Origin of the sequence: Salegentibacter lacus (assembly GCF_020164555.1) — a bacterium.
Lineage (GTDB): Bacteria > Bacteroidota > Bacteroidia > Flavobacteriales > Flavobacteriaceae > Salegentibacter > Salegentibacter lacus.
The window spans coordinates 107,925-124,140 of record NZ_JAIQZB010000014.1 but is presented as its reverse complement, the minus strand read 5'-3'; the positions used below and the strand labels follow the sequence as shown (position 1 = coordinate 124,140).

Annotated in this window: 14 protein-coding genes; 7 read left to right on the top strand and 7 right to left on the bottom strand. The window is 38.4% G+C overall.

Annotated features, from left to right (window positions below; genetic code table 11):
• Positions 1 to 144 precede the first annotated feature (144 nt).
• From LB465_RS12770 to LB465_RS12755, 4 genes are all read left to right on the top strand, one after another.
• Positions 145 to 288 carry a hypothetical protein gene (locus LB465_RS12770; protein WP_224470253.1) on the top strand — a complete coding sequence of 48 codons (144 nt, stop codon included), beginning with the start codon at positions 145 to 147 and terminating at the stop codon, positions 286 to 288.
• A 1-nt stretch (position 289) separates the two neighbouring features.
• Positions 290 to 2,929, top strand: coding sequence for a carboxypeptidase-like regulatory domain-containing protein (locus LB465_RS12765; protein ID WP_224470252.1), 2,640 nt, complete (start codon positions 290 to 292; stop codon positions 2,927 to 2,929).
• Between the two features lie 61 nt (positions 2,930 to 2,990).
• A complete protein-coding gene (locus LB465_RS12760; RefSeq protein ID WP_224470251.1) occupies positions 2,991 to 3,446 on the top strand; it encodes an SRPBCC domain-containing protein in 456 nt (151 codons plus the stop codon).
• 9 nt (positions 3,447 to 3,455) lie between these two features.
• Entirely contained in the window at positions 3,456 to 4,082 is a 627-nt protein-coding gene (locus LB465_RS12755) for a copper homeostasis protein CutC (protein ID WP_224470250.1), read from the top strand.
• A gap of 107 nt (positions 4,083 to 4,189) precedes the next feature.
• On the opposite strand, the gene groL is transcribed toward LB465_RS12755, so the two are convergent.
• The 7 genes from groL to miaB form a co-directional block, all read right to left on the bottom strand.
• A complete protein-coding gene (gene groL / locus LB465_RS12750) occupies positions 4,190 to 5,830 on the bottom strand; it encodes a chaperonin GroEL (protein ID WP_224470249.1) in 1,641 nt (546 codons plus the stop codon).
• Positions 5,831 to 5,921: 91 nt separating this feature from the next.
• Entirely contained in the window at positions 5,922 to 6,197 is a 276-nt protein-coding gene (locus LB465_RS12745) for a co-chaperone GroES (RefSeq protein WP_057482963.1), read from the bottom strand.
• Between the two features lie 153 nt (positions 6,198 to 6,350).
• Positions 6,351 to 6,695 carry a preprotein translocase subunit SecG gene (gene secG / locus LB465_RS12740; protein ID WP_224470248.1) on the bottom strand — a complete coding sequence of 115 codons (345 nt, stop codon included), beginning with the start codon at positions 6,693 to 6,695 and terminating at the stop codon, positions 6,351 to 6,353.
• 2 nt (positions 6,696 to 6,697) lie between these two features.
• The gene (locus LB465_RS12735) at positions 6,698 to 7,564 is read right to left on the bottom strand and encodes a hypothetical protein (protein WP_224470247.1); all 867 of its coding nucleotides are present in this window, start codon (positions 7,562 to 7,564) and stop codon (positions 6,698 to 6,700) included.
• Position 7,565: 1 nt separating this feature from the next.
• Positions 7,566 to 8,069, bottom strand: a complete 504-nt coding sequence (lptE, locus tag LB465_RS12730) for an LPS assembly lipoprotein LptE (protein ID WP_224470246.1) — start codon at positions 8,067 to 8,069, stop codon at positions 7,566 to 7,568.
• Between the two features lie 17 nt (positions 8,070 to 8,086).
• On the bottom strand, positions 8,087 to 9,364 hold the full coding sequence (locus LB465_RS12725; RefSeq protein WP_224470245.1) for a sigma 54-interacting transcriptional regulator: 1,278 nt from the start codon (positions 9,362 to 9,364) through the stop codon (positions 8,087 to 8,089).
• An 88-nt stretch (positions 9,365 to 9,452) separates the two neighbouring features.
• Positions 9,453 to 10,898: a tRNA (N6-isopentenyl adenosine(37)-C2)-methylthiotransferase MiaB gene (gene miaB / locus LB465_RS12720; RefSeq protein WP_224470244.1), complete on the bottom strand. Its 1,446-nt coding sequence runs from the start codon at positions 10,896 to 10,898 to the stop codon at positions 9,453 to 9,455.
• 142 nt (positions 10,899 to 11,040) lie between these two features.
• Between miaB and LB465_RS12715 the strand changes: the two genes are divergently transcribed.
• From LB465_RS12715 to LB465_RS12705, 3 genes are all read left to right on the top strand, one after another.
• On the top strand, positions 11,041 to 12,294 hold the full coding sequence (locus LB465_RS12715) for an LVIVD repeat-containing protein (RefSeq protein WP_224470243.1): 1,254 nt from the start codon (positions 11,041 to 11,043) through the stop codon (positions 12,292 to 12,294).
• Between the two features lie 193 nt (positions 12,295 to 12,487).
• Entirely contained in the window at positions 12,488 to 15,037 is a 2,550-nt protein-coding gene (gene topA, locus LB465_RS12710) for a type I DNA topoisomerase (protein WP_224470242.1), read from the top strand.
• 3 nt (positions 15,038 to 15,040) lie between these two features.
• Positions 15,041 to 16,201, top strand: a complete 1,161-nt coding sequence (locus LB465_RS12705) for a formimidoylglutamase (RefSeq protein ID WP_224470241.1) — start codon at positions 15,041 to 15,043, stop codon at positions 16,199 to 16,201.
• Positions 16,202 to 16,216 lie beyond the last annotated feature (15 nt).

Here is a 16,216-nt window from a genome sequence, read left to right as displayed (position 1 = left end):
GTATTCCTTGCAATCCTCGTTAGATTTGAACCGATCAGAGAACTCCAGAAGATTTTGACCCTTAAAAACATCCATAATTTTAAATATTTACTGGTAATTAAGATACGTATTTAAATACTGACCTCTAAAACTGAATTATATAAAGTGTGGAAGCGATATATGGAAGATCCAATGGGGTATGCTCCCCTCCCCCCTAATGTAACCATCTCTGAAGAAACCAAGAAAAAATATGCTGAATCGTTTAAAGAGAGATTTGCGAAAAGGAATAACCAAATAGAACTGGAATAATTTGAATAAAACTTTTCTTCATTTTCTTATGTTGATTTCCCTCTCAGGATATGCGCAATCCAGTCTTTTCGGGAAAATTCTTGATGAAAACAATCAAACTCTCAGCGGTGCAACTGTAATTGTAAGCAAGGATACCACAGGTACTATTTTAGCGTATGGCATTAGTAACGGGGAAGGCGATTTTAAGGTGAACCTTCATACTGAAGTAGATTCACTTTTCCTGAAGATCTCTTATATAGGCTACAGGACCTGGCAGCAGAGAATTCAGAATAAAGATCAGCGACTGGAGATAGCGCTTTCCCCTTCTTCCGAAGCATTAAAAGAAGTTTTGGTAGAATCTAAAATTATAGACCATCGGGGTGATACCATTAGTTATTCGGTTTCGGCATTTAAAGATCAGAAGGATCGCGTAATTGCCGATGTGCTCAAAAAAATGCCGGGTATAGAAATCCTACCCGGTGGCCAGATAGAATACCAGGGGGAACCCATTCAAAAATATTATATAGAAGGTTTAGATTTGCTCGAAGGTCGGTACAGTTTGGCCAATAATAATATTTCGGCAGACGATGTTTCTAAAGTGCAGATCCTGGAAAATCATCAGCCTGTAAAACTGCTGGACAGCCTAGAATTTTCTGAACGGGCTTCGCTAAATATTAAACTTAAAAAGAATGTCACCGTAAGCGGAAGTGCTGAACTTGGTGCCGGATCTTCTCCATTACTTTGGAAATCGAAAGTCACACCTATGCTTTTTACCAAACAGAACCAGGCGATTGTTACCTACCAGGCCAATAATACCGGGAGCGATGTCTCGCGCGAGATCAGGGATTTTTCCATTGCCGATTTTGGCCGGGAAGAATTCAATAGTAGTAAGTCTGACTGGCTTTCCATACGTCAACTGGCAGAACCTCCTTTTTCCCAGGAACGCTGGTTGGATAATAATGTGCATTTAGGCTCGGCAAATTACTTAATTCGACTTAAGAAGGATGTAGACCTCAAAACGAATATTTCTTATCTAAACGATGCACAGCAGCAAATTGGAAATACGCAAACCCGGTTTTTTACGCCTACCGATACTATTGACCTTCTAGAAAGGACCAATAATGATTTGTTTATTAATTCGTTGCAATCCAAATTTATTTTAGAGAAAAATACCGACGATGATTATTTAAAAAATGAACTGGAGATCAACGGTTTTTGGGATTCACAGCGCGGAAATATCGGTACCGGGAATTCCCAAATTCGTCAGCGTCTTTCGAATCCATTTTCTGTGATTCGGAATAAATTAAGATTACTAAAACCGGTAGGGAAACAATTAGTGACTTTTAGATCAAATACCGGTTATACTGAGGCTAATCAAAATTTACAAGTGCAACCCGGGCAGTTTGAAGCTCGGCTGAATAATGAAGATAATTCTGCCGAAATGCAGCAAAATATTGAAGCAAGCACATTTTTCAGCGATAATACCGCCGGGTTTACCAAAAAGATCAAAGAAGTTACCGTTTCTCCTGAAGTCGGGGTTTCAGTAAAGAACCAATCGCTTGGCAGTGAGCTAAGCATTTTTGATAATAATGAAGATGAAGTTTTAGGTGGTGATTTTCAGAATAACCTCGACTTTTTAAGTTCCCGGTTTTACGCTACCAGCCGATTTGTTTATAAAAAAGACAATTGGAACATCAGGCTGACCACGCCTGTGAATTACCGAAGTTTTGCCATTGAAGATGCTACGCTAAACGAAGCCCAGGATCTTAACCACTTAACTTTTGAACCCAATTTCTATATTAAGAATAAATTTTCAGCATTTTGGGAAACCAGTCTTTCAGCGAATCTTAGCAACGATTTTGGTGATATGAACCAGGTTTATTTCGGATTTATCCTGAATAACTACCGAAACCTTCAAAATTACAATTCCCCTTTGCCGGAAAATTTTAGTCAGAATTATTCCTGGCAACTTCGGTTTAGGAATCCTTTGAAATCGCTTTTTGCGAATCTCTCTTATTCCTTCGGAAGAACAAAGCGAAATTTACTTTACAGCAATCAAATTGGGCAAAACGCCGCTACAATTTTTGAAGCGGTAGCGCAGGAAAATTACGCCAATTCTCACCGGCTGAATATAAAGGGAAGTAAATATTTCAGCAAGTTAAATACTACGCTTAGTTTGGGAAGTAGTTATTCTATTTCCAACCGGGAGCAATTGCTAAACGGCAACCTGGCCGATGTAGAAAATCAAAATTTAGGTTTTAAGCTCGATTTGGAATCAGAAATCACCGATTGGCTTAGCGCAAGTTATACAGGGAATTTTAGCTTTTTGCAAACCCGTTTTGAAGCCCGGAATTTTGATGAAATAAGAACGCAACAACATGAACTTGATCTATTCTTTTATTTGGCAGATAATCAGTATTTCAGTGTGGATTCAGAATATTATTTTAATAATATTTCCGAAGAAAATCGCAATAATTATTTTTTGAATGTAAGCTATCAGTACACTTTTAAAGATTCGGGAATAGACCTGGAAGCAAGTTGGAACAATGTATTGAACACCGATGAATTTGTACGCGTTTCCAATACCGATTTTGCCTATGTGCAAAGTACGTATCGGTTAAGACCATCGCAGGTTTTGGTGAGTTTAAAGTTTAGTTTTTAAGTCTAAGCCACACTGTAACAGGTTTGATTAAATCTCGTTATATTTAAGTGAATTTCAACCTATGAAAATCTTAGAAATTAAAACCGCCCTGCAAATCGCAAAACCCAAAGCTCAGGTTTTTGAAGCGATAATAGATCCCGAAAAGATGAAACATTATTTTATTGCTGAAAGCTCAGGGATGATGGAAGAGGGGAAAATAATTAGCTGGAAATTCCCTGAATTTGAAGAATATGCGCCGGTAAATGTGCTGAAATTACATCCGGATAAATTGATTTCTTTTGAATGGGAGGGTGCAAAAGATAAAAACCTATTGGTTGAAATTAATCTTACAGAAGTTTCTAAAAACAGTACGCTGTTAAAAATAACCGAAGGAAAGATGGAAGCTGATGATATGGGAATTCAGTGGTTTGGGAGAAATACTGAAGGTTGGGCAAATTTCCTGGCCTGTTTAAAGGCTTATTTGGAATATGGCATTAACCTTAGAAAAGGTGGGTTCGATTTTATGAAGAAAAGCTAAAATAACTTAATGACTTATATAAAAGAAGCCTGTGTAGAAACCCTGGAACAAGCTTTTATTGCTGAAAAAAATGGAGCTGATCGCATCGAGCTCTGCGTAGATTTAGATGTAGAAGGTTTAACACCTTCCAGAGAATTGATCCGTTCGGTTAAGTTTCACCTAAATATTCCAATACGCGTTATGATTAGGCCCCGGAGTGGTGATTTCGTTTATAGTAATGCTGAAATTAAGCAGATGGCTAGTGATATAGCCTTTTGTAAAGAAGTTGGAATAGATGGCGTGGTAATAGGAATTTTAAAGGAAGATAAAACGATAAATATTGACGCCGTTGAAAAACTAGTGGAAATAGGAAAACCTATGAATTTTGTCTTTCATAAAGCCATTGATGCAACTCCGGCAATTTTAGAATCGGTGAAATCTCTAAGAGAATCAGGGGTTGTAAATGGTATCCTTACTTCAGGAGGGGAAAATACCGCGGCTGAAGCTGTTTTTCAGCTTAAAAAAATAATAGCTCTGGCCGGTGATATGGAAGTGATTTGTGCGGGAAAAATCACCTCAAAAAACCTGGAAGAATTGCACCGTGAAATCAATGCTAAGGCGTATCACGGCAAAAGAATTGTTCCGGGATTGGAATAATTATTTTTCTAAATGAAATTAATAAAACTAGCTTTTTAAGTTTCTGCAAAAAATAAAACCCGTTTCAATAAAGAAACGGGTTTTAATACTTCAATGTGGTTTGATGATTACATCATTCCGGGCATACCTCCACCCATTCCACCACCTGGCATTCCGCCGCCTTTATCGTCTTCTGGAAGATCAACAAGGGCACATTCGGTAGTAAGAATCATTCCGGCAACAGAAGCAGCATTTTCAAGAGCTACTCTCGTTACTTTCTTAGGATCTATAATTCCGGCTTTCATCATATCAACATAGGTGTCAGTTTTCGCATCGTAACCAAATTCTTTCTTGCCTTCAAGAACTTTATTGATTACAACAGAAGCTTCACCACCTGCATTTTCTACGATTGTTCTAAGCGGAGATTCAATTGCTCTAAATACAATTTGAACTCCGGTTGCTTCATCGTCATTTTCGGTTTTCACCTTAGCAAGAACGGCTTGTGCTCTTACAAAAGCAACACCACCACCGGCAACTATACCTTCTTCTACAGCAGCACGGGTTGCGTGAAGTGCATCGTCTACACGGTCTTTTTTCTCTTTCATTTCAACTTCTGAAGCTGCACCTACATAAAGTACGGCCACACCGCCGGCTAGTTTAGCCAAACGTTCCTGAAGTTTTTCTTTATCATAATCTGAAGTAGTGGTTTCGATCTGAGCTTTGATCTGGTTTACACGCTCTTCAATTTGCTTGTTATCGCCAGCACCGTTTACAATTGTAGTATTATCTTTATCGATAGCTACTTTTTCAGCAGTACCTAGCATATCAATTGTAGCGTTTTCTAAAGAGAATCCTCTTTCTTCAGAAATAACGGTACCACCGGTTAGGATAGCGATGTCTTCCAACATAGCTTTTCTACGGTCTCCAAATCCTGGTGCTTTAACAGCAGCAATTTTAAGAGAACCACGTAATTTATTTACCACTAAAGTAGCAAGGGCTTCGCCGTCTACATCTTCAGCAATAATTAAAAGTGGTTTTCCAGATTGTGCTACCGGCTCAAGAACAGGAAGCAAATCTTTCATTGAAGAGATCTTTTTGTCGAACAATAAAATGTACGGATCTTCAAGATCTGCAGTCATTTTCTCTGAATTCGTTACGAAATATGGAGAAAGATAACCACGGTCAAACTGCATACCTTCAACCACTTCTACGTGAGTTTCGGTACCTTTAGCTTCTTCAACAGTAATTACACCTTCTTTTCCAACTTTTCCGAAAGCTTTGGCGATTAAGTCACCAATATGCTCGTCGTTATTTGCTGAAATAGAAGCTACCTGCTTTATTTTTTCTGAAGAATCACCAACTTCTTTGGTTTGTTTCTCCAAATCTTTAGTGATTGCCAGTACAGCTTTGTCTATACCTCTTTTAAGATCCATTGGGCTTGCGCCTGCTGCAACGTTTTTAAGGCCTTCTTTTACGATAGCCTGAGCAAGTACAGTAGCGGTAGTAGTACCATCTCCTGCAATGTCGTTGGTTTTAGAAGCAACTTCCTTAACCATTTGAGCTCCCATATTTTCTAAAGGATCTTCCAGCTCAATTTCTTTTGCTACAGTTACACCGTCTTTAGTTACGGTTGGTGCACCAAAAGATTTACTTATTACTACGTTACGTCCCTTAGGACCTAAAGTTACTTTTACGGCATTTGCCAATGCATCTACACCGCGCTTAATTCCGTCGCGGGCTTGAATGTCAAACTTTATATCTTTTGCCATTGTTAGTTAATTTTATCATTTCCGCGGGAGCGGAAACTAAATTGTTAATATTTTATTTTGAAAATCTCCCCGGGAGTGGGGAAAAGAAGTCTTATACTATTGCAAGAATATCGTCTTCTCTCATCATTAGATAGTCTGTGCCTTCAAGTTTTAATTCTGTGCCGGAGTATTTTCCGTAAAGTACAGTATCACCAACTTTCACAGTCATATCGTGGTCTTTATTTCCCTTACCAACAGCTACTACTTTACCACGTTGTGGTTTTTCTTTAGCTGTTTCGGGAATGTAAATTCCAGATGCCGTTTTGGTCTCGGCTGCTTCAGGCTCAATAAGAACCCTGTCTGAGAGCGGTTTAATGTTTAGTCCCATTTTTATAAATTTTTATTTAGGTTAATTAATCTTTAAATAAGCGACTAAGCCTATTTCTAAAATTATGCCACCCCGCTTTTACTGCCAATTACCAATAAAAAATGCCAGCTTGTCATAAGCTGGCATTTGTAAATTTTATAAAGAACTAAGCGTTTATTGCCCGTTGTCAGATTCAGGTTGCTGTCCTGGCATTTGTGCCGGTGGGGTAGCGGTATTCTCAGGCAATGCGTCTTCGTCAAAAACCCTTGATTCGCCGTAGCTAGAATCATCCATAATAGTTACGTTAGAAAGTAAAATAAGGACTAATAGAAGTGTAGCTAAGGTCCAGGTACTTTTATCTAAAAAGTCACCGGTTTTCTTAACGCCACCTACTTGTTGTCCGCTGCCACCAAAAGAGGAAGATAAACCACCGCCTTTAGGATTTTGTACCATAATTACTACTACCAGTAAAAAGGCTACAATAACTATTAATGCTAAAAAAATTGTAAAGGTGCTCATTCTTATTTTGAATTATTTTCTTGTAATTTTTCGATTGCCCGAATTTGGTCAGCAAAGAAACCACTTTTTTCGGGATTTTTCAAAATTAATATTTTATAAGCCTGAATGGCTTTTTTATAGTTTTTTTGTTCTAAATAAACCCGTGCTAAAGTCTCTGTCATTAATGACTCAGGCGGGGTTGTGCTTACTTCTGCGAGGTTGGATTTGTTGGTAGGTTTACCTGGTTTTATCTTTGGACTTTTAGATATAAATTTATCTATTAGTTCAAACTTTTTATGCTGAACATCATCTTTCGGAAATTCTTCTTCCGATTCTTCCCTTTTTATAGGTTTTGCTGAAGTGAGTCGTAACCATTCTGAAAAGGAATGTGATTCTGAAGAATTGAATTCCAAAGGTTCGCCAATTTTTAAGCGATCTTCAACTGATTCTTCCTCTGTTAGCTCGTTGGCTTCGGTACTTTTTTCAGAAAACAGCTCAGGATCCATCACCTGTTCAGATTCAGACTGGCGCATTTTAATGGCCTCATCGATAGCCATACTTCTTTTGGCAAAAACCTCTTCGGGTTCAAAAACGGTTATATTTCGCAATTGTTCTTCCTGATCCTGGATTTGCCTTGCAATTTTATTCTGATTAAATTCTTCGGAAGTAATAAAATCGAAAAGTACGCTACGATTGGTAGTGTAAGCAGCGGTTTTTTTTAGCGCGCTGTTGTAACTGAATTCCTGGTGCTCTTTTAAACCTTTGAGCCTAACTGCACGTGCCGCCTGAAAATAGGGCGCTTTTTGAATTAGCTTTTCCAGGGCACTGGTTTGCCCAGCGGTAATGCCGGCCGGTTGTTGCAGTAATTTTATGAATTCGTTTGCTTCCATATTACCAATCGGTTAAAGCGGCATTAAAAATATCCTGGGTCAATCTTGTGTAAATTTCATTTAGTGCAGTTTCTAAAACATCACCTACCAGTTGCGCATTCGCCGGATAATCGTAGTAAAAAGAGAAACGCCTGTCAAAATCTTTTTCCGGCTCTAAGGTATTATAATAACGAACGTTTACAGCGATAGTGAGTCGGTTTTGTGCAGCCGTATTTTCAGAAGTTGCGGTAATTGGTGCTACGTAAAAGTCGATAATTTCACCCTCAAAAATAAGATCGGCGTTGTTGTTTGCCAGGCTTAAACTGGTTTGATTCTGGATTAGATCCTGTAATTGTAAGGTGAAGGTTCTATCTATTCCCGGCTCTACTAAATCGGCCTGGTTTTGAAAGAAGTTCACCTGGAAGGATTCAGCATCGCCGGTATCGGCACCAGTAAAGGAGTAAATTCCGCAGGATTGGGTGCAAAGCAAAAGAATGAAGCATAAAAATAAAGCAGATTTTTTCATAAAATCGGGGACTAAAATTACAGGTTGTATTGTTTTATTTTTCTATAAAGTGTGCGTTCACTTATACCTAATTCTTCAGCGGCAGCTTTGCGTTTTCCGCTATGTCGTTCCAAAGATTTTTTAATAAGTTCTAATTCTTTATCCTGCAAAGAAAGGGTTTCTTCCTCCTGGATTTCTTCAGCAAAATAGTATTTATCTTTTTCCCTGCTGGCTTCAGATTTCGGACTGTTTTGAGGAATCTGTAAAACTTCCAGTCGCTCGTCGTTTAAAGCTTCTAATTCTTCAGCATCAACATCTTCCCCGTCATCATCACCGTAAAGCTTTTGAATTAGGCTTTCGTTCTCATCCTGAACCTTCTTGGTATTTCCATTTTCCATTAATTTTAAGGTGAGCTTCTTGAGATCGGTAAGATCGCTTTTCATATCAAAAAGCACTTTGTAAAGAATTTCACGCTCATTGCTAAAATCACTTTCCTTCTTTTTATCAGAAATAACTGCGGGTAGATTACTACCAATATTGGGCAAATATTCTTTTAAACGTTCGGGACCGATTATGCGTTCCTGTTCTAAGACTGAAATTTGTTCAGCAATATTTCTTAACTGCCGAATATTTCCGCCCCAACGGTATTTTTGTAACAAACCTACGGCATCATCCTGAAGCTTAATGGTGGGCATTTTATACTTTAAAGCAAAATCTGAAGCGAATTTCCTGAATAATAAATGAATATCATCTTTACGCTCCCGCAATGGAGGAAGGTTAATTTCTACCGTGCTCAACCTGTAATAAAGATCTTCTCGGAAACGCTCTTTTTTAATCGACTCCTGCATATTGATGTTGGTAGCCGCGATAATCCTAACATCAGATTTCTGGACTTTAGAAGAACCAACTTTTATGAATTCCCCGTTTTCCAGAACACGAAGTAAACGAACCTGTGTAGGAAGCGGTAATTCTCCAACTTCATCTAAAAAGATGGTACCGCCATCGGCCACTTCAAAATAACCATTTCGGGTTTGGGTGGCGCCGGTAAATGCACCTTTTTCGTGACCAAAAAGTTCAGAGTCTATAGTTCCTTCAGGAATTGCACCACAGTTTACCGCGATGTATTTCCCGTGTTTTCTATGCGATAAAGAGTGGACTATTTTGGGGATACTTTCTTTCCCAACCCCACTTTCTCCAGTAACCAATACCGAAATATCTGTAGGCGCAACCTGTATTGCTTTTTCTATAGCACGATTAAGGCGCTGGTCGTCGCCAATTATACCAAATCGCTGTTTTACTGCCTGAATTGATTCCATATATGAATTCTGTTATCTCCGTTAGAATAAAAACCTAATTTCTAATTATTAAAACCGATTTCTACGCATTGGAAATAACTGCTGTTTTTTAATTATTTTCACTATATCCAACTGCTTCTCCAATTAGGGTTGCGCTGGTACATTCGTTTACTTTTACGTTTACAAAATCCCCAACTTTATAATGTTCTTTTGGGAAAACCGCTACGGTATTTTGGGTGGTACGTCCACTCCATTGATCACTGGATTTTTTAGATTCCTTTTCTATTAAAACCTCTACGGTTTTGTCCAGGTATGCTTGCGTTCTGAAATGGTTGTGTTCCCGCTGAACCTGCACTATTTCAGCTAATCTTCGTTGTTTTACTTCTGCAGGGACATCGTCTTCCAGTTTTCGGGCAGCCATGGTGCCGGGTCTTTCAGAATAAGCATACATATATCCGAAATCATATTTCACATATTCCATTAATGATAATGTGTCCCGGTGATCCTCTTCGGTTTCTGTAGGGAAGCCCACGATTAAATCCTGTGAGATCGAACATTCTGGCATTAATTCTCTTATATAGTCAATAAGTTTAAAATATTCTTCGCGGGTGTGCAGCCTGTTCATCTCTTTTAAGATCCTATCACTTCCGCTTTGAACCGGTAAATGAATATGCTTGCAAATATTTGGATAAGCCGCTACAACTTCAATTACCTCCAACGTCATATCCTGCGGATTTGAAGTAGAAAACCTAATCCTCATTTTTGGTTGTGCTTCGGCAACCAGTCTTAAAAGTGCGGAGAAATCTGTGGCCGTAGCCTTTTGCATTTCCGAAGCATTTTTAAAATCTTTTTTAAGTCCGCCGCCATACCATAGATAACTATCTACATTCTGGCCTAGAAGCGTAATTTCCTTAAAGCCTTTGTCCCAAAGATCGTTTACTTCTTCCACGATACTTTGCGGGTCCCTGCTTCGTTCTCTTCCACGGGTAAAAGGCACCACGCAAAAGGTGCACATATTGTCGCAACCACGTGTTATAGAAACAAAAGCCGAAACTCCATTAGATTGCAAACGAACAGGAGAAATATCGCCATAAGTTTCTTCTTTGGAAAGGAGCACATTTATTGCATCCCGGCCTGCTTCAACTTCATTTATAAGATTTGGAAGGTCTTTATAAGCATCCGGCCCAACTACAAGGTCTACGATCTTTTCTTCTTCCAGGAATTTTTCTTTAAGACGTTCGGCCATACAACCTAAAACGCCCACTTTCATCCCGGGGTTTATTCTCTTGACTGCATTGTATTTTTGAAGTCGTTTTCTAACGGTTTGCTCGGCTTTGTCCCTAATAGAACAGGTGTTTACCAAAACAAGATCAGCTTCTTCAAGCTTTTGAGTAGTATTAAAACCTTCTTTTGCAAGGATTGAAGCTACAATTTCGCTGTCGCTAAAATTCATCGCACAGCCGTAACTTTCAATAAAAAGTTTGCGGCTGTTTCCTTGCTTAGGCTCCATTACCAGTGTGTTTCCCTGTTGTTTTTCGTCTATTGTCTTCTCCATATTTCAATTCTTCCTTTTCAGGATTAAGAAATGCAAAGATAAGGGTAAAACGAACTTCTGACAAAGTGACAGCAATTTTTTTAATTTTCTCACGCAACCTTTTTGTGTTTGCTGCATCTATATAGAAACCAACCTAATAATTATGAGATTTTTCTACAGTATAATTACGTTGCTTATTCTGGCTCTAATGGCTTTGTTCACTTCTTGCGAGAAGGACACTACGGAAGGAGAATTTTATAATGTAGCGGTGCCGGTGGTGAAGCCTATTGAAGAATTTAGGGCTATGGTGAAGATCTCTGAGCCAAGAGCGATTACTGAAGCAGGTAAGATTTATTCTTATGGAGATTATGTTTTTATAAATGATGATCAGAAAGGAGTGCATATTATTAATAACAGCGATCACCGCAATCCTGTAAAAATTAAATTTCTTGAAATTCCGCAGAATACCGATATCGCTGTAAAAGATGATATGTTGTTTGCAAATTCAGCGATGGACCTGGTGGTTTTTGATATTAGTGATATGAATAATATTAAAGAAGGAGAAAGAATGAAAAACGTTTTTCCTAATCACAATAGCCGCATTCCTGCAAGTGCTTCTTTTGTAGATAGCGATAATTTTAATGCTGAAACTGAAGTGGTAATAGGTTATGTGATGGAAACGCGAAAGATTGAAATGGCAAGCAATACAGATTGGCTAACTAATGACAGCGGGTCTTTTGCTGAATCTGGGAATTCATCAGGTGGCTCTGGTACCGGTGGCTCTTTAGCGCGTTTTAATATTTACGAAGATTTTTTATATGTGGTAGATCAAAATCAGCTATCTGTTTTTAATATTGAGGGATTAAGTAATCCTGAATTATTAAAAACCGAATGGGTAGGAAGAGATATTGAAACGATTTTTTATAAAGAAAACCACCTATACCTGGGAAGTTCTACGGGTATGTATATCTATAGTGTAGAAAATCCCGCCACACCACAATTTAAATCTATGTTTAGCCATATTCTTGGTTGCGATCCCGTGGTTGTAAAGGACGATATTGCTTATGTAACCATTCGAGGTGGAAACGCCTGCGGACAGGAATGGAGCCAGCTGGATGTAATTGATGTAGCCGATAAGTCTAATCCGGAGTTATTACAATCTTATGATATGGAAAATCCTTACGGACTTGGAGTAAAAGATGACTGGCTTTTTGTTTGCGACGGTACTGCCGGTTTAAAAATATATGACACAAAGAACACCCCCAACCTGGAACTAATAGACCATTTTCAGGACATTAACACCTATGACGTCATCCCTTTAGAAGATGTGCTCTTAATGGTTGGGGATAATACACTCTTCCAATATACTTATAAAGGTAATGAGATCAATTTGCTAAGTACTTTCAACCTTAATTGATTTTATTTTGTTTGGTTTTTTAAGGATGCCCCGCAACTCTGCGGGGCTTTTTTATAGTTTTGATATAAAAAGAATTTTTTAAGCGCGAAGTCTTGAATGCGGCTGTTTTGCAAGCTGTTTCTTGTTGTTTTATAAAATCATGTAGGCTGTTAAAAAAAAATTGATATACTTTTGCAGCTAGAAAAATAGAGTTATGGCAAAGAATTTAGTGATTGTAGAGTCCCCTGCCAAGGCGAAAACCATCGAGAAATTTTTGGGGAAAGATTATAAGGTAGCTTCAAGTTTTGGACATATTGCCGACCTGCCTACAAAAGAATTAGGTGTAGATACCGAAGGTAATTTTAAACCAAAATATATAGTTTCTAAAGACAAAAAAGATGTAGTTAGAAAACTAAAAGGTTTTGCGAAAGATGCCGATATGGTATGGCTGGCAAGTGATGAAGACCGGGAGGGAGAAGCTATAGCCTGGCACCTTGCCGAGGAGCTTAATCTTACAAGTGAGAAAACCAAAAGAATTGTTTTTCACGAGATCACTAAATCGGCTATTCTTAAGGCCATAGACAATCCACGAGATATTAATTATAACCTGGTAAACGCCCAACAAGCTCGAAGGGTTTTAGATAGGTTGGTGGGTTACGAACTTTCACCGGTTTTATGGCGAAAAGTAAAAGGTGGTCTTTCAGCCGGACGGGTTCAGTCTGTTGCGGTTAGGCTTATTGTAGAAAGAGAGCGTGAAATTCAGAATTTTTCTGCGGAAGCTTCCTTTAGAATAGATGCCGAATTTACCACCGAAGATGGTAAATCTTTTAAAGCTAAAATTCCTAAGAATTTTGATACCCGTAAGGAAGCCGAAGAATTTCTTCAGCAAAACCTGGGATCAGATTTTAAAGTAGCAGAACTTACTACCAAACCTGCCAAAAAATCTCCTGCACCGCCATTTACCACTTCAACTTTACAGCAGGAGGCAGCGAGAAAATTATATTTTTCGGTAAGTAAGACCATGACGATGGCCCAGCGTTTATACGAAGCCGGTCATATTACTTATATGAGAACAGATTCGGTAAATCTTTCAGAAGATGCACGAAAAGGAGCTAATGAAGAGATTTTAAAAGCTTACGGAGATAAATATGCTAAATCCAGGCAGTTTAAAGGAAAAACTAAAGGAGCACAGGAGGCTCACGAAGCGATTAGACCAACAAATTTTGCCAGCCATTCGGTAAGGGCAGATCGTGACGAACAGCGTTTATACGAGTTGATATGGAAGCGGGCTATCGCCTCGCAAATGAGCGAAGCGCAATTAGAGCGTACCAATGTAAAGATTGAAGCTTCTAAACACGATAAGCAGTTTACTGCGAATGGAGAAGTTTTGAAATTTGATGGTTTCCTGAAAGTTTACCTGGAAAGTACCGATGACGATGAAGATGCAGAAGAGCAAAACGGAATGTTACCGGCTTTAAAGGAAAATCAGCCGTTAAATAATAAATACATTACCGCAACCGAAAGATTTACAAGACCACCTTATAGATATACTGAAGCTTCTTTGGTGAAGAAGCTGGAGGAATTGGGCATTGGACGACCTTCAACTTATGCGCCTACAATTTCTACAATTCAGAATAGGAATTATATTGAAAAAGGGTCGGTAGATGGTACAGAACGCGAGTATTTGCAGTTTGTGCTTAAAGAAGAAAATATTAAAGAGAATAAACTAACGGAAAATGTTGGAAGTGATAAAGGAAAATTAGTGCCAACCGCAGTGGGAATGGTGGTGACCGATTTTCTTGTAAATCATTTTTCAAACATTCTTGATTATAATTTTACCGCGAGAGTTGAGCAAAGTTTTGATGACATCGCAGAAGGAAATGAAGAATGGACACATATGATGAAGGAATTCTATGAAGACTTTCATCCGCAGGTAGAAGATGTAGCCAAAAATGCCGATAGGGAAGTTGGCGAAAGAATTTTAGGCGAAGATCCCGAAACCGGAAAGCCGGTAAGTGTTCGTTTAGGAAAATTTGGGCCTATGGTTCAAATTGGTTCAGTAGAAGACGATGAAAAACCAAAATTTGCCAGCCTTGGGCCAGACCAAACTTTAGATTCTGTTACTTACGAAGAAGCGATGGACCTTTTTCAGCTTCCAAAGGAATTAGGAGAATATAAAGACGAAAAAGTTGAGGTAAATAACGGCCGTTTTGGTCCTTATGTGAGATTCGGTAAAAAATATGTTTCCCTTGAAAAAGGAGAAGACCCGTTGAACGTAGATTTTGACCGGGCGATGGAATTGATCAAGGAAAAAGAAAAGGCCGATGCGCCAATTCACCATTATGAAGATATGCCGGTTCAAAAAGGAGTAGGTCGTTTTGGGCCTTTCCTAAAGTGGAACGGGATTTTCATAAATGTGAACAAAAAATACGATTTTGATAATCTTTCTATTGAAGATATTGAAACCCTGATTGAGGATAAAAAGCGTAAAGAGCGTGAAAAATTGATTCATAACTGGGAAGAAGAAGGAATTAGAGTTGAAAAAGCACGTTGGGGAAGGTTTAATATCATTAAAGGTAAAACCAAAATTGAATTGCCTAAAACCACAGATGCCGAGAATTTGAGTTTGGAGGAAGTGAAAGAAATTCTTGAGGAAAAATCTAAAAAGAAGAAAAAGACTACAAAAAAGAAAGCTCCGGCAAAAAAGACGACTGCTAAGAAGAGCACCGCTAAAAAAAAATCAGCTACAAAAAAGAAGAAGTAATATATGGATTTAGATTTTCTGAGTCCCCTTTCTGAAGATTTGCTTAGGGAGATCACCGGCTTTGGTGAGCATTCTCTGGGGAATTCAGTAAAAAAACATACCGCCACTCAAGGTTTGCCAGATTTAGATGGCGTACAAATGGCAGTGGTTGGTATTAAGGAAAACCGCCTGGGAGAAGAAATAGACTTTCTTGATTTTGTAGATGTAAGAAAGGCATTTTATAGTTTGTTCCCGGGAAACTGGCATATTAATATTGTCGATCTTGGTGATATTGAAAAAGGGGAAACGGTAGAGGACACTTATTTTGCTGTACAGACTCTGGTGGCGCAACTGGTAAAAAAAGACGTTATTCCGGTGCTTTTAGGTGGTAGCCAGGATTTGGTTTATGCGCAATATAGGGCTTATGATACTTTAGATCAAATGGTGAATCTGGTAAATATAGATAGCCGCTTTGATTTGGGTGATGCCGAAAATGCGATAAGCAATAGATCTTATGTTGGCAAAATAGTTGTAAATCAGCCTTATAATTTATTCAATTATTCAAATATTGGGTATCAAACCTACTTTAATTCGCAAGATGAAATAGAATTGATGGAACGCTTGTTCTTTGATGCTTATCGTTTAGGAGAGGTTAGTACTAACATTAAATTGGTAGAACCGGTAATGCGAGATGCGAATATGGTAGCCGTAGATCTAGCAGCTGTTAGTGCGTCTTCATCGGGTTCTCGGGATATTGCTTCTCCTAACGGATTTGACGGTAAAGAAATATGCGCACTTTCGCGTTATGCAGGGATTAGCGATAAAGTAAGTTCCTTCGGAATTTATGAATATGATAATTTAAAATTCGGAAATTTGGGTGCGATGTTAATGGCTCAAATGATGTGGTATTTTGCTGAAGGTGTAAATTATCGTACTAACGAAAATACTATTTCAGCGAAAAAAGAGTTTATAAAATATCAGGTTCCTATAGATGATGAAATTTTAGTGTTCTATAAAAGTCCTGTAAGTGGGAGATGGTGGATAGAAATTCCGTTTCTCGCACATATAGATACTAAACTAAAAAGGAGTACGTTATTACCTTGCAGCGAGGAAGATTACCTGGAAGCTTGCAATCAGGTAATTCCGGAAAGATGGTATAAAGCAAAAAGAAAAAACGAAGTTTAAAATAATTTCAGGCAT